At 69.7% G+C, this 20,157-nt stretch carries 15 protein-coding genes; 1 reads left to right on the top strand and 14 read right to left on the bottom strand.

The genetic code is table 11. The features are described 5' to 3' along the window. Positions 1 to 70 precede the first annotated feature (70 nt). On the top strand, positions 71 to 1,093 hold the full coding sequence (gene moaA, locus VM780_RS07400) for a GTP 3',8-cyclase MoaA (RefSeq protein WP_325446626.1): 1,023 nt from the start codon (positions 71 to 73) through the stop codon (positions 1,091 to 1,093). A gap of 7 nt (positions 1,094 to 1,100) precedes the next feature. Here moaA and otsA read toward each other — a convergent pair whose 3' ends face one another. From otsA to mraY, 14 genes are all read right to left on the bottom strand, one after another. Next, complete coding sequence (otsA, locus tag VM780_RS07395) at positions 1,101 to 2,522, bottom strand: alpha,alpha-trehalose-phosphate synthase (UDP-forming) (RefSeq protein ID WP_325446625.1); 1,422 nt, start codon at positions 2,520 to 2,522, stop codon at positions 1,101 to 1,103. A 136-nt stretch (positions 2,523 to 2,658) separates the two neighbouring features. Then, positions 2,659 to 4,779, bottom strand: coding sequence for an NAD-dependent DNA ligase LigA (ligA, locus tag VM780_RS07390; RefSeq protein WP_325446624.1), 2,121 nt, complete (start codon positions 4,777 to 4,779; stop codon positions 2,659 to 2,661). Beyond that, complete coding sequence (recN, locus tag VM780_RS07385; RefSeq protein ID WP_325446623.1) at positions 4,776 to 6,446, bottom strand: DNA repair protein RecN; 1,671 nt, start codon at positions 6,444 to 6,446, stop codon at positions 4,776 to 4,778. The genes ligA and recN overlap by 4 nt, the downstream gene beginning before the upstream one ends. A gap of 33 nt (positions 6,447 to 6,479) precedes the next feature. Beyond that, the gene (locus VM780_RS07380; RefSeq protein WP_325446622.1) at positions 6,480 to 7,328 is read right to left on the bottom strand and encodes an outer membrane protein assembly factor BamD; all 849 of its coding nucleotides are present in this window, start codon (positions 7,326 to 7,328) and stop codon (positions 6,480 to 6,482) included. 201 nt (positions 7,329 to 7,529) lie between these two features. Continuing rightward, positions 7,530 to 9,212 carry a cell division protein FtsZ gene (gene ftsZ, locus VM780_RS07375; RefSeq protein ID WP_325446621.1) on the bottom strand — a complete coding sequence of 561 codons (1,683 nt, stop codon included), beginning with the start codon at positions 9,210 to 9,212 and terminating at the stop codon, positions 7,530 to 7,532. Positions 9,213 to 9,316: 104 nt separating this feature from the next. Beyond that, positions 9,317 to 10,642 carry a cell division protein FtsA gene (gene ftsA / locus VM780_RS07370; protein ID WP_325446620.1) on the bottom strand — a complete coding sequence of 442 codons (1,326 nt, stop codon included), beginning with the start codon at positions 10,640 to 10,642 and terminating at the stop codon, positions 9,317 to 9,319. Then, positions 10,639 to 11,556, bottom strand: a complete 918-nt coding sequence (locus VM780_RS07365; protein WP_325446619.1) for a cell division protein FtsQ/DivIB — start codon at positions 11,554 to 11,556, stop codon at positions 10,639 to 10,641. The genes ftsA and VM780_RS07365 overlap by 4 nt, the downstream gene beginning before the upstream one ends. 77 nt (positions 11,557 to 11,633) lie before the next feature. After that, positions 11,634 to 12,554: a D-alanine--D-alanine ligase gene (locus VM780_RS07360; RefSeq protein ID WP_325446618.1), complete on the bottom strand. Its 921-nt coding sequence runs from the start codon at positions 12,552 to 12,554 to the stop codon at positions 11,634 to 11,636. 230 nt (positions 12,555 to 12,784) lie between these two features. Further along, complete coding sequence (gene murB, locus VM780_RS07355) at positions 12,785 to 13,699, bottom strand: UDP-N-acetylmuramate dehydrogenase (RefSeq protein WP_325446617.1); 915 nt, start codon at positions 13,697 to 13,699, stop codon at positions 12,785 to 12,787. Then, the gene (gene murC, locus VM780_RS07350) at positions 13,696 to 15,114 is read right to left on the bottom strand and encodes a UDP-N-acetylmuramate--L-alanine ligase (protein WP_325446616.1); all 1,419 of its coding nucleotides are present in this window, start codon (positions 15,112 to 15,114) and stop codon (positions 13,696 to 13,698) included. The genes murB and murC overlap by 4 nt, the downstream gene beginning before the upstream one ends. A gap of 15 nt (positions 15,115 to 15,129) precedes the next feature. After that, positions 15,130 to 16,263, bottom strand: coding sequence for an undecaprenyldiphospho-muramoylpentapeptide beta-N-acetylglucosaminyltransferase (gene murG, locus VM780_RS07345; protein ID WP_325446615.1), 1,134 nt, complete (start codon positions 16,261 to 16,263; stop codon positions 15,130 to 15,132). Next, entirely contained in the window at positions 16,260 to 17,435 is a 1,176-nt protein-coding gene (gene ftsW / locus VM780_RS07340; RefSeq protein WP_325446614.1) for a putative lipid II flippase FtsW, read from the bottom strand. The genes murG and ftsW overlap by 4 nt, the downstream gene beginning before the upstream one ends. A 90-nt stretch (positions 17,436 to 17,525) precedes the next feature. Continuing rightward, entirely contained in the window at positions 17,526 to 18,836 is a 1,311-nt protein-coding gene (gene murD / locus VM780_RS07335) for a UDP-N-acetylmuramoyl-L-alanine--D-glutamate ligase (RefSeq protein ID WP_325446613.1), read from the bottom strand. A 198-nt stretch (positions 18,837 to 19,034) separates the two neighbouring features. Next, positions 19,035 to 20,156, bottom strand: a complete 1,122-nt coding sequence (gene mraY / locus VM780_RS07330; RefSeq protein ID WP_325446612.1) for a phospho-N-acetylmuramoyl-pentapeptide-transferase — start codon at positions 20,154 to 20,156, stop codon at positions 19,035 to 19,037. Position 20,157: the final 1 nt, after the last annotated feature.

Below are 20,157 nucleotides of genomic sequence, written 5' to 3'. Positions count from 1 at the left end.
GCAAGCGCTCGTAGAGCCTTCGTCAAGATCTCCGGCCAGACGCCGGAAAACATGAGGCTATCCGCGTTACATGGACATGCCGCCTGCCGTCGCTTCAGCGCCCCTGATCGATCCCTTCCAGCGCGCCATCACCTATCTGCGGGTCTCGGTGACGGATCGCTGCGATTTTCGCTGCGTCTATTGCATGTCCGAGCAGATGACGTTCCTGCCGAAGCGTGACCTGCTGACGCTCGAGGAACTCGACCGCCTGTGCTCGGCCTTCATCCGGCTCGGCGTACGCAAGCTGCGCCTGACGGGCGGCGAGCCTCTGGTCCGGCGCGACCTGATGAAGCTGATCCGCTCGCTCGGGCGCCACCTCGATTCCGGCGCTCTCGAGGAGCTCACCCTGACCACGAACGGCAGCCAGCTCGAGAAATACGCCGGCGAGCTCTATGCGGCGGGGGTGCGGCGGATCAACGTCTCGGTCGACACGCTCGACGAGGCCAAGTTCAAGGCCGTGACGCGCTGGGGCGACCTGCGGCAGGTGCGCGCCGGCATCGACGCCGCGCTCGCTGCGGGCCTCAAGATCAAGATCAACGCGGTCGCGCTGCGGGACGTCAATGAGGACGAGATCGCCGACATGGCGGTCTGGGCCCATTCCAAGGGCATGGATCTGTCGCTGATCGAGACCATGCCGCTCGGCGACATCGAGGGCGACCGGACCGACCAGTATCTGCCGCTCAGCCTGGTGAAAGCGCGGCTCTCGCAGCGCTTCACGCTGAACGAGATCCCCTACCGCACCGGCGGGCCGGCGCGTTACGTGTCGGTGGCGGAAACCGGAGGCCGGATCGGCTTCATCACTCCGCTCACGCACAATTTCTGCGAAAGCTGCAACCGCGTGCGCGTGACCTGCACGGGCACGCTGTTCATGTGCCTCGGCCAGGACGACGCGGCGGATCTGCGCGCGCCGCTGCGGGCGAGCGCGGACGACGAGCTGCTGGTGGAGGCGGTGCGCGAGGCGATCCGGCGCAAGCCAAAGGGCCACGACTTCATCATCGACCGCCGCAACGCCAAGCCTGCCGTCGGCCGTCACATGTCGACGACCGGCGGCTGAGCCGCGATTATCTGACGACCGCGATCCGTCCTGGCCGCGTCGCCTCCGGAGAGGTGTGCTCCAGCGCGTCCAGGAAGCTCTTCCGCCACCAGCCCACGTCGTGGTCGCGGATCCGCTCGAACATCCTGCGCCAACGGTCGAGCCGCTCGTCGAGCGGCATGTCCAGCGCGCGCACGATCGCGCCGGCGGTGCCGTCGACGTCATAGGGGTTGGTGAGCAGCGCCCCTTCGAGCTCGCAGGCCGCACCGGCGAACCGCGACAGCAGCAGCACGCCGGGGTCGTTCGGATCCTGGGCCGCGACATATTCCTTGGCGACGAGATTCATGCCGTCGCGCAGCGGCGTCACCAGCCCGACATGGGCCATCCTGTAGAGGCCGGCGAGCGTGTTGCGGCCGGCGGTGCGGTTCACGTAGCGGATCGGCGTCCAGTCGAGGTCCGCATGGGCGCCGTTGACCCGACCCGCGAGCTCCGCGACTTCCCGCTCCATCGCGGCGTATTCGGGAACCTCGCCACGCGACTTCGGCGTGATCTGCAGATAGGTGCAGCGGCCCCGCCAGCTCTGGTCCAGCGTCAGGAAGGTCTCGTAGGCCTGGATGCGCTGCGCGATGCCCTTCGAGTAGTCGAGCCGGTCCACGCCGATCAGGAGCTTGCGGCCCTCCAGACTCTCCCGCATCCGCCGCACCAGAGCGTGGCGCTCGGCGGTCGCGGCGGTCGCGGCGAACGCCTGGGTCTCGATGCCGACCGGGAAGTCGTCGACCGTGAGGGCGCGGCTATGAACCATGAAGCGCCCGTCCGGCAGCCTGCGCCCCACACCCTCGCGGCGGACATAGGTCTCGAAGTTCTCGACGTCCGGCGGAGTCTGGAAGCCGACGACGTCATAGGCCGCGAGCCCCCGCACGATGTCGGCGTGGTTCGGAAGCACCGTGAAGATGTCGTGCGGCGGGAACGGGATGTGCAGGAAAAACCCGATCCGGTTGCGCAAGCCGGCGGCCCGAAGCTCTGCGGCGAGCGGGATCAGGTGATAGTCGTGCACCCAGATGACGTCGTCCGGGCGGATCAGGGGCAGAAGCTGCTTCGCGAACAGCCGATTGACCCGGTAATAGCCGCCGAGATTCACGCGCGTGAATTCGGTCAGGTCCATCCGGTAGTGGAACAGCGGCCACAGCATCCGGTTCGAGAAACCGGCGTAATAGTCGTCGAGGTCTCTCTCTGAGAGATCGAGCAGCGCATAGGTGACCCCGTCGCTCTCGACCAGCTCCGGGGCGTCCGGCTCGTGCTGGCCCCGGGGAAGCGTGCGGCCGCTCCAGCCGAACCAGATGCCGCCGCGCTCCTTCATGGCGCCGGAGAGCGCGACCGCGAGGCCGCCGGCCGGCGGCGTGCCGGGCTTGGGCGCGGGGACGCGATTCGAAACGACGATCAGGCGGCTCATACGTCCATCCCTACGTCGCTCTCCTCGTGTCTGCTTCGGGACGCCTCGAGGCGCCCGCCTGATTCCTGCATGATCCTCATCGCCCGGCACGATAACGCGAAGCAGGCGCGGGTCGTTCCGAATTGTGCGCCCGGGCTCAGCCCGCCTCGCCGACCCTCTCGAGCCACTGCTCTTCGGTCAGCACCTCGACGCCGAGATCCCGGGCCTTGGCGAGCTTCGAGCCCGCGCCTGGTCCCGCGACGACGATGTCGGTTTTGGCCGAAACCGAACCCGACACTTTTGCGCCAAGCCGCTCCGCCATCGCCTTCGCCTCGTCGCGCGTCATGCGCTCGAGCGTCCCGGTGAACACGACCGTAAGGCCCGCGACAGGGGAATCGCTCGCCGCCTCCTCCATCGGCGCCGGCGTCACCTCGGTCAGCAGCGCGTCGAGCGGCGGATCGTTCTTCGGCTCCTGGAAGAAGTCGATCACCGCATGCGCCACGACCGCGCCCACGCCCTCGATCGCGACCATTTCCTGCCAGGCGTCGTCGCCCTTGTCCTTCTTGATCGCGGGGTCCGGCGGCGTCGCAGCCTTGGCGGCAGCCCGCAGCGCCTCGACCGTCCGATAGTGGCGCATCAGGCGTTTGGCGTTGATCTCCCCGACATGGCGGATGCCCAGTCCGTAAAGCAGACGGTTCGCCGGCCGCGACCGGGCCTCCTCGATCGCCGCGAACAGATTGTTGGTCGAGGTCTCGCCCCAGCCTTCGCGGTTCTTCAGGGGAGTGAGCGGGTCCTGCCGGTCCTTGAGCCGGAAGATGTGGGCGGGCTCCCGAACGAGGCCCCATTCGTAAAACGCCTCGATCTGCTTCTCGCCGAGCCCGTCGATGTCCATGGCGTTGCGCGACACGAAGTGGCGCAGGCGCTCGACCTGCTGCGCGCGGCAGATCAGGCCGCCGGTGCAGCGGCGCACCGCCTCGCCCTCCTCGCGCACCGCATGGCTGCCGCAGGCGGGGCAGACGGTGGGGAAGACGTAGGGCTGCGCTCCCTTCGGACGCTTCTCCGTCACCACCGACACGATTTGCGGGATCACGTCGCCGGCGCGCTGCACGATCACCGTGTCGCCGACGCGGACGTCCTTGCGGGCGATCTCGTCCTCGTTGTGCAGAGTGGCGTTCGCCACCACGACGCCGCCTACCGTGACCGGCTTCAGCTTTGCGACCGGCGTCAGCGCGCCGGTGCGGCCGACCTGGATGTCGATCGCCTCCAGGATCGTGGTCGCCTGCTCGGCCGGAAACTTGTGGGCGATGGCCCAGCGCGGACTGCGCGACACGAAGCCGAGACGGCGCTGCAGGTCGAGTCGCTCGACCTTGTAGACGACGCCGTCGATGTCGTAGCCGAGCTCGGCGCGGACCGCCTCGATCGCGTGGTAGTGCCGAAGAAGCTCGTCCGTGCTGGTGAAGACCTTCATCAGCGGGTTGGTCTGGAACCCCCATCGCTCGAGGTTCTGGACCATTCCGGTCTGGGTCGTCGCCGGCACCGCGCTGGCCTCGCCCCAGGCATAGGCGAAGAACCGCAGCGGCCGCTCGGCGGTGATCTTGGGGTCAAGCTGGCGCAGGCTGCCGGCCGCCGCGTTGCGCGGATTGGCGAAGATCGGCTTGCCGGCCTCCGCCTGCCGCTCGTTCAGGGCGCGAAAATCGGCGTGGCTCATATAGACCTCGCCGCGCACCTCCAGCACCTCCGGAACGTCGTCGCCGGTCAGGCGCTCGGGCACGTCGTCGATGGTCCGGAGATTGGCCGTCACGTCCTCGCCCACGGCGCCGTCGCCCCTGGTCGCTCCGCGGACGAAGCGGCCGCCCTCGTAGCGCAGCGACGCCGAAAGACCGTCGATCTTCGGCTCGGCGGCGATCGCGAGTTCCTGTTCGGGCTTCAGGTCAAGGAAGCGCCGCACGCGCGCGACGAACTCAGCCACCTCCTCATCCGAGAACGCGTTGGCGAGCGAAAGCATCGGCACGGCGTGCCGGACCTTGGCGAACGCCCCCGATGGGGCCGCGCCGACGCGCTGGCTCGGGCTGTCGGGCGTCTTGAGCTCGGGGAACTCCGCTTCCAGCGCGTCGAGCCGCCGGCGAAGGTCGTCATACGCGGCGTCCGAGATCGTCGGCGCGTCCTGCTGGTAGTAGCGCCGGTCGTGTTCGGCGATCTCGGCGGCGAGCGCCGCGTGCTCACGCGCCGCGTCCGGCAGGGCCGGCGGCGATTCGCCTCTCGCCTGTTTCGCGCTCACGCCGCGCCCTCCAGCAGCCGGGCGGCGGCGGCCCGGGCCTCCTCGGTCACCGACGCCCCGGCGAGCATGCGGGCGATCTCCTCGCGCCGGTCGGCTTCGGCGAGCGCATGGACGCGCGTGGAGACGCGCGCCTCGTCGGCGGCCGGCGCCTTGCTGATCAGGAAGTGTCGCCCGGCGCGCGCGGCGACCTGCGGCGCATGCGTCACCGACAGCACCTGGACCCGCTGCGCAAGCCGCGCGAGCCGCGCCCCGATGGCGTCCGCCACGGCGCCGCCGACGCCGGTGTCGATCTCGTCGAAGATCAGCGTCGGAGCCGAGCCGCGCTCGGCGAGCGCGACCTTCAGCGCCAGCATGAAGCGCGACAGCTCGCCGCCGGACGCGACCCTGGCGAGCGGCCCCGCCCGCGAGCCCGGATTGGTCTGCACCCAGAACTCCACGCGGTCGAACCCCTCCGCTCCGGCCGTCGCGGGGTCGGATGCGATCTCGGTCATGAATCGCGCGCGCTCCAGCTTCAGGTCGGGCAGTTCGGCCATTACGGCGGCGTCGAGCCTCGCCGCGGCCTCGCGCCGGCGTTCGCTGAGCGCGCCTGCGGCGGCCGCATAGGCCGCCTCCGCCGCCCTCACCTCTTCCTCCAGAACCGTCAGCCGCGCCTCGCCCTCGTCGATTGCCGCGAGCTCGCGCGCGAACTTGTCCGCGAGCGCCGCGAGCTCGTCTGCGGGCGTCGCGTATTTGCGGGAGGCGCCGCGCAGCGCGAACAGCCGCTCCTCGATCCGCTCCAGCTCGCGGGGGTCGAACGCCGCCTCCTCGAGGGCCGCCTGCAGATGCGTCCCGCCCTCCTCGAGCGAAACCAAAGCGGCGTCGAGCGCCCTGATCGCCGGCTCGACCAGTTCGGGCGAGGCGGCCGCCCTGCGCTCCAGCCGGCGGATCGCGCCCGCGATGGCCGCCGCGGGGCCGGATGATCCCGCGACCGCCTCATAGGCTTCGCCGAGATCTTCCGCGGCCTTTTCGGCGCGCATCATCGCCTGGCGGCGTACCGCAAGGTCTTCCTCCTCGCCGGGAAGCGGCGCCAGCGCGCCGAGCTCCTCGCTCGCATGCCTCAGGAAGTCGGCTTCGCGGCGGGCCGCTTCGACGCGCGCCGTGTGGTCGGCGAGCGCCCGCGCGGCGGTCTGGCGCCGCCGCCACGCCGCTGCGACCGCGTCGGCTTCGGCGGCGAGGCCCCCATAGGCGTCGAGCAGCGAGCGGTGCGCCGCCGGGTCGACCAGCGCGCGGTCGTCATGCTGACCATGGATCTCGACCAGCGTCCCGCCGAGCGCGCGCAACGCCTGCACGCTCACGGGCTGATCGTTGACGAAAGCGCGGGTGCGGCCGTCGGCAGCCTGAACCCTGCGGAGGATGAGGTCGCCGTCGTCGGCGATGTCCTGCTCCCGCAGGATGGCGCGGGCGGGATGGTCCCCGGCGAGGTCGAACACCGCCGTGACCTGGCCCTGCTGCTCGCCTTGCCGCACGAGGCCGCCATCGCCGCGGCCCCCGAGCGCCAGCGAGACGGCGTCAAGCACGATCGACTTGCCCGCTCCGGTCTCGCCGGTCAGCACCGACAGGCCGCCGTCGAAATCGACGTCGAGCCGGTCGATGAGGATGATGTCGCGTATCGAGAGCCTTGCGAGCACGGGATCTCCCGCGCAGGCGGGTTTGAGTGGCGCCTAGCCGACGACGCCGCGGAACGCCTTGCTGATCCACGAGTCGGTGTTCTCTTGCGGCTTGAGGCCGCCCGACGTGATCAGCTGGAAGCTCGCCTTGTACCACTCGCTGTCGGGGTAATTGTGACCCAGGATCGCAGCGGCGGTCTGCGCTTCGCCGGTGATGCCGAGCGCCATATAGGCCTCGACGAGCCGGTGCAGCGCCTCTTCGACGTGCCGGGTCTTCTGGTACTGGCTGACGACCACGCGGAAGCGGTTGATCGCGCCCGTGTAGTCACGCCGGGAGAGATAGAATCGCCCGACCTGCATCTCCTTGCCGGCAAGCTGGTCGCGCGCGACCATGATGCGGTTGCGGGCGGTCTCGGCGTATTCGCTGGTCGGCCAGCGCCGCACGAGCTCCTCGAAGGCGTCGACCGCCTTGCGGGTGCGCTCCTGGTCGCGGGAGATGTCCGGGACCTGATTGTAATAGGACATCGCGACCAGATACTGCGCGTAGGCCGCGTCCGGGCTGGTCGGATGAAGCTGCACGTAGCGGCTGCCGCTGATCACCGCGTCGTCATACTTGCCCGCGCGATAATTGGCGTAGGTCGTCATCAGCACGGCCTTGCGGCCCCAGTCGGTATAGGGATGCTGGCGGTCGACCTCGGCGAATTTCTTGCTCGCGGCGGCATAGTCGCCGGTGTTCACGCCCGAGAGGCCCTCATTGTAGAGCTTGTCGGCCGGCTCGTCGGGCGCGACGTCCTCCTTCTTGTCGAACATCGAGCAGCCCGCCATCGGCAGCGCGACTGCGATCGCCAGGGCGAATCGAAGAGCGCCTGCGGCGGCTCGATTTGAAGGCGTACGCACGACCATTCGCGAGCCTCTTGAACGCTAGAACGGACTGAAGTCCCCCGATCGGCCGCGCCGACCATCGGCGCACGAAACATCCGCCGACGCGGATGTCTATAGCCGATCGGCCTGCCGGCCGTCACGCGTCGGTTTCATGGCCGTGAAGGCGCGCGGGCGCCGGTCCTGTTCCGGACCGGCGCCCGCTGCTGTCGTAGCGGTCAGACGTCAGTTCGCCTGACGCCGCAGGAAGGCCGGGATCTCGAGCTGGTCGTCCTCGAGGCCGCGCGGCTGCTGGGCCGGGGCCCGGCCCTGCGCGTCAAACTGCCCCTGCGCGTGGCGGTGCGCCGGAGCCTGAGGCCGACGGGCCATGTCCGGGTGCGGAGCCTGCGGGCGCGGAGCCTGCGGGGCGACCTGCTGGGGCGCCTGATAATGCCCCGCCGGCTCTTCGTCCTGATGCCGGCTCAAGCCATTCGCGAGACGCTGCAGCAGCGTCATGCGCTTGCGGTCCGGAGCGCCGGACTCGGCCTGCTCGCGGCTCGCGGCGCGCACCTGCGCCTGCACCGGCATCGGGAGATCCTCGATGCGCGGCATGCGGGGCATCCGCGACGGCGCGCGCTCGGCGTGCGGCGGGATGAAAGGCTGCTCGTGATCCTCGTGCTCTTCCATGGCCGGCGCGGCCTGCATCGGCTGCTCGGCGATCGGAGCGCGCGGGGCGGCGGCCCGGATCGTCACGTCCTCGATGGCCGCGACGACCTGCGCGTCATAGTGATTCTCCTCGGCGGGAGCCTCCATGGCGTGCTCGGCCGCCTGCGGCGACGAGGCGCGGAACTGCGGCAGCGGCTGCGGCTCCGGCGAGCGGGTCGCGGTCGGCTGGGTCTGCTTGAAGCGGTTGGAGAGCTCGGCGATGCGCTGCTCGGCCGGGCTCGGCATGCCGGCCTCGAGGATATGGTCGATGCCGGTCGCAACCACCGAGACGCGGATGATGCCGTCGAGGCTCTCGTCGAAGGTCGCGCCGAGGATGATGTTGGCCTCGGAGTCGACCTCCTCGCGGATGCGGGTCGCCGCCTCGTCGACTTCGTAGAGGGTGAGGTCGTTGCCGCCGGTGATCGAGATCAGCAGGCCGCGGGCGCCCTTCATCGAGACGTCGTCGAGCAGCGGGTTGGCGATCGCGGCTTCAGCGGCCTGGACGGCGCGCTTGTCGCCGGAGGCTTCGCCGGTGCCCATCATGGCCTTGCCCATCTCGCGCATGATCGCGCGGACGTCGGCGAAGTCGAGGTTGATGAGGCCTTCCTTGACCATCAGGTCGGTGATGCAGGCGACGCCCGAGTAGAGCACCTGGTCGGCCATCGCGAAGGCGTCGGCGAAGGTGGTGCGCTCGTTCGCGACCCGGAACAGGTTCTGGTTCGGGATGACGATGAGGGTGTCGACCGCCTTCTGCAGCTCCTCGATGCCGGCCTCCGCCGTCTTCATCCGGCGCTGGCCTTCGAAGTGGAACGGCTTGGTGACGACGCCGACGGTCAGGATGCCGGCTTCACGCGCGGCGCGGGCCACCACGGGCGCGGCGCCCGTGCCGGTGCCGCCGCCCATGCCGGCGGTGATGAACGCCATGTGGGCGCCGGAGAGATGGTCGCGGAGCTCGTCGATGACCTCTTCGGCGGCCGCGCGGCCGACTTCCGGCTGCGAGCCGGCGCCGAGGCCCTCGGTCACCTGCACGCCCATCTGGACGATGCGCTCGGCCTTGGAAAGCGTCAGCGCCTGCGCGTCGGTGTTCGCGACGACGAAGTCGACGCCGGCGAGCCCGGCCTCGATCATGTTGTTGACCGCGTTGCCGCCGGCGCCGCCGACGCCGAACACGGTGATCCGCGGCTTGAGCTCCCGGATGTCCGGCATCTTCAGGTTGATCGTCATCGCATGCCTCTAAGGTTCTCGCGCCATCCCGGCGATTGCCATTTCAGTTTCGGCGTTCGGGGGGCGCGCTCGCCCCATCCGACCGTCGGCCGCCGCGCCGCCGGTCAGAAACTCTCTTTCAGCCACCGCCCGACGCGGTGCATGTACGTGTTCTTCTGAGACGGGCCGCCGCGCCTCATGCGCCGCGGATCGACATGCTCGAGCCCCGCGACCTGCGGGAACACCAGAAGCCCTACAGGGGCCGCGAAAGCTGGACCCTTCGCCGCCTCGGGGAGCCCGCGCGCCCCGAGCGGCCGCCCGATCCGGACCGGACGATCGAGAATGCGGCGCGCGAGTTCCGGCAGGCCGGTGAGCTGGCAGGCGCCACCCGTCAGCACCACGCGGCGCGCCTCGGCCGCATAGCCGGAAGCCTTCAGCCGGTCCCGGACCAGCTCCAGGATCTCTTCGACCCGCGGCTTGACGATCTTCACGATCATCGACTTCGGCAGATAGGTCGTGGCGTCGAGCTCGTTCTCGCCGACCGGCGTCACGGCGATCTGCTCGCGCTCGTCGGTCAGCGAGGGGAATACGCTGGCGTGCAGGGTCTTTAGCCGCTCCGCCTCGTCGATCGAGGTCGAGAGGCCGCGCGCCAGGTCGAGGGTGACGTGGTGGCCGCCGAGCGCGACCGCGTCGGAATGCACGAAATTGCCGCCCTTGAAGACTGCGACCGAGGTCGTGCCGCCGCCCATGTCGACGAGCGTCACGCCCATCTCGCTCTCGTCGTCCACGAGCGAAGCGAGGCCGGAGGCGTAAGGCGCCGCCACCATCGTCTCGACGTTGAGGTGCGAGCGCTCGACGCAGAGCATCAGGTTGCGGAGCGGGGCGGCCTCGGCGGTAACGATGTGCATGTCGACGCCGAGATTCTGCCCGACCATGCCGCGCGGATCGCGCACGCCGCGGGTGGCGTCGAGCGCAAATCCCGTCGGGATCGAATGCACCACGGCGCGGTTTGGCCGCACCGTGTGGACGCAGCCGGCCTGCAGCACGCGGCGGATGTCGCGGTCCTCGATCGGACGGCCGGAAGCCGGAACCTCGGCGTGGAAGGTCTCGGAAGCGAGCCGTCCGGCCGACACCGACACGATCACGCTCTCGATCTGCACGCCCGCCATCCGCTCCGCGGCGTCGACCGCGAGTCGGATCGCCTGCTCGGCGGCGTCCATGTCGACCACCTGGCCGCCCTTGACGCCGCGGGAGCGCTGGTGCCCGACGCCGATCAGCTCAACCGTATGGGTGCGGTCGGGCAGCGCGTCGCCGGCCTCGACCGGCCTCAGGCGCGCGACCAGACAAGCGATCTTGGAGGTGCCGACGTCGAGCACGGACACCACCACCGCGCGCCGAGCCGGCAGGGGACGCATCTTCGGCACCACGCCGTAGGGAAAGGCGCCGCTCATGTCTGGCCCGCCTTCTTACGCGCCTTGGCGGCGGCCTTGTCGGCCTCGGCCATGATGGAAGCCGCCTCCGGCGCGAGCTGCACGACCGTGCGCTCCGGCGAACGAAGGTCGACCACTGTGATCCACTTGCCGAACAGGTTCTGACGCTCCTGCATTGTCTCCAGGCGCGCCAGCGCGGCGGAGAAGTCCGTTTCGGGCAGCTTCACCTCGACGCCCGAGCGCAGCCGCAGATTCCAGCGCCGCTCGGCGACCAGCACGGCCGCGTAGGTCTGCTCCTTGATCTTCGGAGCGAGGTCGAGGGCAGCGAGAAGCGCCTGCGCCCTGTCGTTCGCGCCTGGCCCGACGACCAGCGGCAGATGCGCGAAGCGGCTGTCGCGGAACTCGTCGATCGCCGTGCCGTCCGCGGCGAGAATCTGAACCTTGCCGTCGTGCTGCCACAGCGCGAACGGCTTGCGCTCGACCAGGTGGACGGTGACGCGATCGGGGTAGAGCTTGCGGACGGTGGCGTCGGCGACCAGCGGGTTGGCCAGCAGCCTCTCGCGCGCCGCCTTGACGTCCATGAAGGGCAGCGCGGTGTCGTCCTTCACGCCGAGCGCGAGCAGAACCTCGTCGTCGGTCAGGGCGAGTTGCCCTTCCGTCTGCACCGCGACCACGCGGAAACCGAGCGCGTTCGCGGTGGTGATGTGGAGATTCTCGAGCTCGTAGCGCACGGTCGGCCAGTGGCCGCCCTCGACCATGCCGAGCAGGCCGGTGCCGGCGTAGAAGCCGAGGGTGAGCGCGACGCCGAGCCGGCGCTTGCGGACGAGCCGCTCGAACTTGAAGCGGACGTTGGACCAGCGGCTCGCGCCGATCACCTCGTCGACGTCATCGAGGTCCGGCCGCGAGCGGCGGCCGGGCTCGTGGGCCGCGCGCATGTTGGGATCGGTTTTGTAGACCAGCCGGGGCCGGCTCTGCGCCGGACGGCCGTAGCCGAGCGGGGCAAGAGGTTCGTCTAGCGATCTAAGGAGGCGTCCTCCACTAGCCATCGAACGAGCTCACCAAACCCCATGCCGACATAAGCGGCGAGTTCCGGCACGAGCGACGTCTCCGTCATGCCGGGCTGCGTGTTCACTTCGAGGCAGACAAGTTCGCCGCTTCCGCCGTCGCGGTCGTCGAAACGGAAATCGGCCCTGCTGACCCCGCGGCACCCGAGGGCGTGGTGCGCCGCGACAGCCAGTCTTCGGGCCTCTTGGTAAACAAAGGGTGAAATTTGGGCCGGAAGAACGTGCCGAGAGCCGCCCTTCGCGTACTTCGCCTCGAAATCGTAGAAGCCGACGGACGGCAGAATCTCGATGACATCGAGCGCCTCGCCGTTCAGCACGGCGCAGGTAAGTTCCTTGCCCGCAATGAATTTTTCGGCCAGCAGGGTTTCCCCGTGGCCCCAGTCGTCGCGCGTCAGCTCCTGCGGCGGGTGGCCATGATCCTCGTTAACGATCAGCACCCCGACCGACGAACCGCCATCCACCGGCTTCAGGACGTATGGCGGTTCGAGCACATGAGCGGCGGCCGCTTCTGTTCGCGTGACCACCCGCCCCTCCGGCACAGGCACGCCGGCCGCGGCCATGACGATCTTGGCGCGCTCCTTGTGCATCGCGAGCGACGAGGCCAGCACGCCGGAGTGGGTGTAGGGGATGCCCATCACCTCCAGCAGCCCCTGCACGGTGCCGTCTTCGCCGAAGCGGCCATGCAGCGCGTTGAAGCAGACATCCGGCTTCACCCGCAGCAGCATCTCGGGCAGATCGCGGCCGACGTCGATCCGCGTGACGCGATAGCCTTCCGCCTCCAATGCGTTGGCGCAGGCGGCTCCGGACCAGAGCGAGACCTGGCGCTCCGAGGAGAGGCCGCCCATCAGGACGGCGACGTGCTTGGACATGATCGGCGTTTCCCCGGATGTTCGTGTCGTCATCCCGGCCGAAGCGGCGACAGCCGCACAGACCCGGGGTCGCTTTCATTATGGCCCGTCTGGTTCGGCCTTACCGGACCATCCACGTCGGACGTCAGGCGCGACGCTTGAGGCGGACGCCCCGGTCGAGCCGGGAGGAGGACGGGAGTCACGCCCGAGCAGGCAGACGGCTCCGGCTCTGCGCGAGCTGAAGGCCTATGTCAGGCCGCCACCCCTATCCGCTTGATTTCCCATTCCAATTCCACGCCGGAGTGGTCCTTCACCCGGCGCCGCACCTCCTCGCCCAGCGCCTCGATGTCGGCGCCCGTCGCGCCGCCGACATTGATGAGGAAGTTGCAGTGCATCTCCGAAACCTGCGCGCCCCCCACGGCGAGGCCGCGGCAGCCGGCGGCGTCGATCAGCTTCCAGGCGGAATGGCCCGGCGGGTTCTTGAAGGTCGAGCCGCCGGTGCGGCTCTTGATCGGCTGCTTGGTCTCGCGGTGCTCGGCGACGGCGTCCATCTCGGCGCGGATGGTCTCCTGCGCCTCCGCATAGCCCTGCATCAGCGCCCCAGTGAAGATCACGTCCTGCGGCGCGGCGGAGGCGCGATAGGCGTAGCCCATCTCGGCATTCGAAAAGGTGCGGCGCGCGCCGGAGCGGTCGACGCCGTAGACCTCGACGACGCGGTCGCTGGTCTCCGTCCCGTGTGCGCCGGCGTTCATCCTGAGCGCGCCGCCGATCGAGCCCGGAATGCCGTGGTAGAACGCGAAGCCGCCGATCCCCGCCTCCAGCGCCGCGATCGCGACCCGCTTGTCGGCGGCCGCAGCGCCTACCCTGAGACCGGCGTCCGCTTCGGGCGCGATGCCCGCGAACGCCTTGCCGAGTCGGACCACCACGCCCGGCATGCCGCCGTCGCGCACCAGCAGATTCGAACCGAGGCCGATCGGATAGACCGGGACGTCCTGCGGCAGACGTTTCAGGAAGTAGCCGAGGTCGTCCTCGTCGGCAGGCGAGAACAGCGCCTCGGCGGGGCCGCCCACGCGGAACCAGGCGAGGTCGGCGAGGCGCTGGCCGGCGACGAGCTTGCCGCGCAGCTCCGGCGTGAGACCGCCAAGTCTCTCGACAAGCGCGCTCACGCCGCCGCCTGCGGACCGAGCGCCGCGAGCTCCTCCGGCAGCGCCGCCGCCCAGTTGGTGCTGGTCCCGGCGCCGAGCAGCACGACGTAGTCGCCAGGCCGCGCGATGCCCGCCACCACGCCCGCCAGCGCTTGCGGACCCTCGAGCGGAACAACGTGGCGGTGTCCCCGCGCGCGAAGGCCCGCCACGAGCCCATCCTTGTCGGCGCCGGGAATCGGCTGCTCTCCCGCGGGGTAGACATCGGCCACGATGACCGTGTCGGCGTCGTTGAAGCAGCTCGAGAAGCCGTCGAACAGCGCATGCAGGCGCGAATAGCGGTGCGGCTGGACGACAGCCACGACACGCCCCTCGGTGGAGGCGCGGGCGGCCTTCAGCACCGCGCTGATCTCCACGGGATGATGCCCGTAATCGTCGAAGATCGTGACGCCGTTCCATTCGCCGACGCGCGTGAAGCGCCGCTTGACGCCGCCGAACCTCGCGAGGCCGGCGCGGATCTGTTCCGCCGAAATTCCGAGCTCATGAGCCACCGTGATCGCAGCGGTCGCGTTGAGCGCGTTGTGGTGGCCGGCCATCGGCAGCTCCAGGCCGTCGAGCGACGTCTCGCGGCCGGTCTTGCGGTCGCGCACCACGACGCGGAACCGGCAGGTCCCGCCGCGCAGGTCGAGGTCGAGCAGCCGCACGTCGGCCTGGGGGTTCTCGCCATAGGTGACCACCCGGCGGTCCTCGATCAGCCCGACCATGTCCTGGACCGTCGGGTGGTCGAGGCACATCACCGCGAAGCCGTAGAACGGCACGTTCTCCACGAAGGAGCGGAACGCCGCCTTGATGGCGTCGAAGGTTCCGAAATGGTCGAGATGCTCCGGATCGATGTTGGTCACGACGGCGACGTCGGTCGGCAGCTTCAGGAAGGTGCCGTCGCTCTCGTCGGCCTCGACCACCATCCAGTCGCCCTCGCCCATGCGGGCGTTGGTGCCGTAGGCGTTGATGATGCCGCCATTGATCACGGTGGGGTCGAGGCCGCCGGCGTCGAGCAGGGTCGCGACCAGCGAGGTGGTAGTGGTTTTGCCATGGGTGCCGGCGATCGCGACGCAGGTCTTGAGCCGCATCAGCTCCGCCAGCATTTCGGCGCGCCGCACCACCGGCAGACGCCTTTCGCGCGCCGCCGCAAGCTCGGGATTGTCGCGCTTGATCGCCGAGGAGACGACCACGACCTCGGCGTCGCCGAGATTCTCGGCCGCATGGCCGATCGTGACCTCGATCCCCCGCTCGCGCAGGCGCTTCACATTGGCGCCCTCGGCGGCGTCCGTGCCTTGCACCTTGTAACCGTGGTTGGCCAGCACCTCGGCGATGCCGGACATGCCGATGCCGCCGATGCCGATGAAGTGGACGGGGCCGATATCGCGGGGCAGTTTCATGAAGACACGGGAACCCTAGAGCACGGGAGCGGCGGCCCCGGGATAGGGGGCGAGCCGGCGATTCGCCGCCGCCAATACCACATCGGCGAGGCGCGCGGCTGCGTCGGGCGCGCCGACGCGCTTGGCCGCCTCGGCCGCCGCCGCAAGTCCTTCCGGGTCGACCAGCCGCACGCCGAGCTCCTCGGAGAGCGACTGCGGCGTGAAACGGTCCTGCGGCGTCACCACCGCGCCGCCGGCGAGCGCGAGCGCATTGGCGTTGGCGAGCTGGTCGTTGTCTAGCGCATGCGGCAGCGGCACCAGGATGGAAGGGCGGCCGATCACGGCGAGCTCGGCCACCGTCGAGGCGCCGGCGCGGGCGATGACCAGATGGGCGAGCGCCATGCGCGCGGGCATGTCGTCGAAGAAGGAGGCGAGCTCCGCCGACACCCCGGCTTCCGCATAGGCCTTGCGCGCGCTGTCGATGTCCTCGGGCCGCGCCTGCTGGATCACGTGCAGCCGGCCTCTGAGGTCGGACGGCAGCAGCCGCACGGCTGCGGGGACGACTTCGGACATCACGCGCGCGCCCTGGCTGCCGCCGAACACCAGGAGGCGGATCGGCTGCCCTTCCGTCGCCGCCTGATAGCTCACCTCGCGCGCCGCCAGCACCTGCGGCCGCACCGGATTGCCGACATGCGTGGTGGCCAGTCCCGCGGGAAGCTGCGCGACGGTCGGGAAGCCCGTGCCGATCGCGGTCGCGAGCCGGGCCAGCATCCGGTTCGCGCGGCCCATCACGGCGTTCTGCTCATGAAGGACAACCGGGATGCCGAGCAGGCGCGCCGCGACCAGCGGCGGGAACGTCGGGTAGCCGCCAAAGCCGACGACGGCGGCCGGCTTCACGCGGCGCAGGATGCCGAGGCACTGCAGCACGCCGCGTCCGAGCGTCAGGCCGAGCTTCGCATAGGCGCCCGCGCCGCGGCCTCTGAGCGTATCGGCGGGCGCGGCATGCACCGCGCGCGCCGGAAAATGCCCCGCATAAGCGAGCGCGCGCTCGTCGGTGATCAGTTCGACGGCCGCGCCACGGCGCGCGAGCTCCACCGCGAGCGCCTCGGCCGGGAACAGGTGCCCGCCCGTGCCGCCCGCCGAAAGCAGGATGGGCCCGTCGCCGCTCACGCCGGCGCTCCGGCCGGCGTGGCGTGCTGGTGGCGGGCGTGGCGCGCGATCTCGGCCGCGATCGTGTCCGCCCGCGGGCGGCGTCGCGTCAGTCCGAGAAGCATGCCCATGCCGAGAGCGAGCGCGAACATCGAGGAGCCGCCATAGGAGATGAAGGGCAGCGTCATGCCCTTGGCGGGCATCATGTGCAAGTTGACCGCCATATTGATCGCCGACTGCAGGCCGAACAGCATCGAGAGCCCGGCGATCGCGAGCCGCACGAAGCCGTCCTGCTCGCGGCGGGCGTGCATCAGGCCGCGCATCACGATGAAGGCGTAGATCGCCACGATCGCGACGCAGAACAGCAGCCCGAACTCCTCGGCCGTGACCGCGAAGATGAAGTCGGTGTGGCCGTCCGGGATGATGCGCTTGACGGTGCCCTCGCCCGGCCCCTTGCCGAACCAGCCGGCCGAGGTGAAGGCCTCGGTGGCCTTCTGGATCTGGAAATTGTCGCCGGTTTCGGGATCGAGGAAGCGGTCGATGCGGCGCGCGACGTGGGGCAGCAGTTCATAGGCCGTGGCGAGGCCCGCGGCGCCGACGCCGCCGAGACCGACCACCCAGATCCACGGCAGGCCGGCGAGGAAGAAGAGCGCGCTCCAGACCACCGTCGTCAGCACCGTCTGGCCGAGGTCCGGCTGCAGCACGAGCAGGCTGAGGACGCAGCCGAGCAGAGCGGTGGACAGCAGATGGCCGGGCACGTCCCGGCGCTGCGAGCCCTCGGCGAACAGCCAGGCGGCGAGCACCACGAAGGCCGGCTTCACGAATTCCGACGGCTGCACGACAATTCCGGCGAAGCTCACCCACCGCCGGGCGCCCTTGATCTCGGTGCCGATGAACAGCGTGGCGGCGAGCAGAACGACCCCGATCCCGAAGGTGATCCACGCGAGCCGCCGGATCTGCCTCGGGCTCAGGAACGAGACGCCGACCATGATCACGATCGCCGGCGGCAGGAACAGCGCCTGGCGATTGACGAAGTGGAACATGTCGACGCCGATCCGCTCGGCGACGGGCGGAGACGCCGCCAGCGACAGCACGACGCCGAGCACCATCAGGGCGCCGACCGCGAACAGCAGGCCGCGGTCGATCGTCCACCACCATTCGCCAAAAACGGTGCGTTCAGCGCGGGAGATCATCGACCGTCACTCCGGGAGAATTGGCCCGGCCGCCGTCGAGGCGGCCGCTCCGCGAGCATGCATTCGTTAGCGTTAATGAAGTCCGACCGCTCAGCCGGCGAGCGCCCGCACGGCCTTGCGGAAGGCCTCGCCGCGTTCCTCGAAATTGCGGAACTGGTCGAACGAGGCGCAGGCCGGCGAGAACAGCACGACCGGTTCGGCCTCCGCCGAGCGCTCTGCGTCGGCCGTGGCGTCGGCCACCGCGCGGTCGATGGTTCCGGACATGACATGGGGCACGCCCTGCGCGGCGAGCGTGCGCCCGAACGCCTCGGCGGCCTCGCCGACCAGATAGGCGCGCACGACCCGCGGGAAGAACGGCGCCAGCGCATCGATGCCGCCGGTCTTGGGCTTGCCGCCCAGGATCCAGAACACGCGCTCGAACGAGGCCAGCGCCTTTGCGGCGCTGTCGGCGTTGGTGGCCTTGGAGTCGTTGATGAAGACGGCGCGCCCCGGCCCGGGAATCTCCTCCATCCGGTGCGCGAGGCCCGGAAAGGTCAGCAGTCCGGCGCGGGCGGCGTCGTCCGGCATTCCGAGCGCGCGAACGGCGGCCAGCGCCGCGCTTGCGTTCTGGACGTTGTGCGCGCCGCGCAGGGCGCGGGCGCCGGCGAGGTCCAGAGCGTCGTTTTCCGAGATAGGGACGACTTTTACGCCGTCCTGCTGAAGCGATCTCGACATCGCCCGCGAGAATTCGTCGTCCTGCCCGATCACGGCCGTGCCGGAATTGGCGACCAGCCGGCGCTTGATCGCGGCGTAATTCTCCATCGTTCCGTGCCGCTCGAGGTGATCCTCCGAGAGGTTCAGCATGACGCCCACGGTCGGGTCGAGGCTGGGCGCGAGATCGATCTGATAGGACGAGCACTCGATGACATGAACCCGCCCCTGCGCCGGCGGCTCGAGATCGAGGATCGCGACTCCGATATTGCCGCCCATCTGCACGTCCCAGCCGCCCGCGCGCAGCAGATGCGCCGTCAGCGCCGTGGTGGTCGACTTGCCGTTGGTGCCCGTGATGGCGACGAACGGCGCGCCGGGCGCGATCGCGCGGCGCTCCCGGCAGAAGATCTCGATGTCGCCGATGATCTCGACGCCCGCTGCGTTAGCCCGCTCGACCGTCCAGTGCGGCTTCGGATGCGTCAGCGGAACGCCTGGCGCCAGCACCAGCGAGTCGAAGGCCGCGAAGTCGGCCTCGCGGAGATCGCCGACGGGCAGGCCCTCCGCCCTCGCCTTTTCCACGCTGGCGGCGGAATCGTCGAACGCCGTGACCTCCGCCCCGCCGGCGACGAGGCTGCGCACGGTCGCAAGCCCCGAGCCGCCAAGGCCGAACACCGCGACGGGCTTGCCCTTGAACGATGTTGCAGGCGTCACGACGAGCGTCGCCGTGCGCGGTTGATCCAGAGGAAGATCGGCTCGCTGGGCGCGGCGGTTCGCGCCGCGGGGCGCCGTCCTGCGAACGGCTCGCCGGCGTGAGGTTCGCGCCACCCGTCGCGTTCCTGGCTCTCCGGAACGACGCGCAGCGGCGCCCCTCGAAGAACGGCCGCCGTCTCAGCCTCGCTTCTCATCCCCTCACCTCAGCTTGAGCGTCGCGAGCCCGATCAGGGCGAGCACGACGGCGATGATCCAGAAACGCACGACGACCTGCGGCTCCGACCAGCCGAGATGCTCGAAGTGATGGTGGATCGGCGCCATGCGGAACACGCGCCGGCCGGTCAGCTTGAAGGACGCGACCTGGACGATGACCGACACCGCCTCGAGCACGAACAGACCGCCGATGATCGCCAGCACGATCTCGTGCTTGGTCGCGACCGCGACCGCGCCCAGCATGCCCCCGAGCGCGAGCGAGCCGGTGTCGCCCATGAAGATCTGCGCGGGCGGCGCGTTGAACCAGAGGAAGCCGAGGCCGGCGCCGAGCATCGCGCCGCACAGCACCGCGAGTTCGCCGGTTCCTTGCGTGAAGTGGATCTGGAGGTAGTCGGCGAACACCGCGTTGCCGGCGAGATAGGCGATGAAGCCGAAGCTCGCCGCCGCGATCATCACCGGGACGATCGCGAGCCCATCGAGCCCGTCGGTCAGGTTCACCGCGTTGCCGGCGCCGACCACCACCAGCGCCCCGAAGGCGAGGAACAGCCAGCCGAGATCGAGCAGGAAGTTCTTCAGGAACGGGAAGGCCAGCGAGGTCGAGAAGCCGAGGTCCAAGAATGGCAGGTTGTGCGAATGGAACGACGCCGGCTGGCCGGCGATCGCGATCAGATAGACCGCGACGACCGCGATCCCGATCTCGAGCGCGAGCCGCATCTTGCCCGAATAGCCGGCGTGCGTCTGCTTCGTGACCTTGAGGTAGTCGTCATAGAAGCCGATCGCGCCGAAACCGATGGTCACGAACAGCACAATCCAGACGTAAGGGTTCGTGAGGTTGCCCCAGAGCAGGGTCGTGACGATCAGACTCGACAGGATCATCAGCCCGCCCATGGTAGGCGTGCCGCGCTTCAGCAGATGCGACTGCGGTCCATCGGCGCGGATCGGCTGGCCCTTGCCCTGCTTGAGGCGGAGCTGGTCGATGATCCAGGGGCCGAACAGGAACACGAACAGCGTCGCCGTCATCACCGCCCCGCCGGTGCGGAAGGTGATGTAGCGGAAGATATTGAACCCGGGGACGACGCCCGAGAGGTCGGCGAGGAAGGTCAGCATA

The organism is Hansschlegelia sp. (assembly GCF_035538955.1).
GTDB lineage: Bacteria > Pseudomonadota > Alphaproteobacteria > Rhizobiales > Methylopilaceae > Methylopila.
This window is presented reverse-complemented; position numbering and strand designations above follow the sequence as displayed.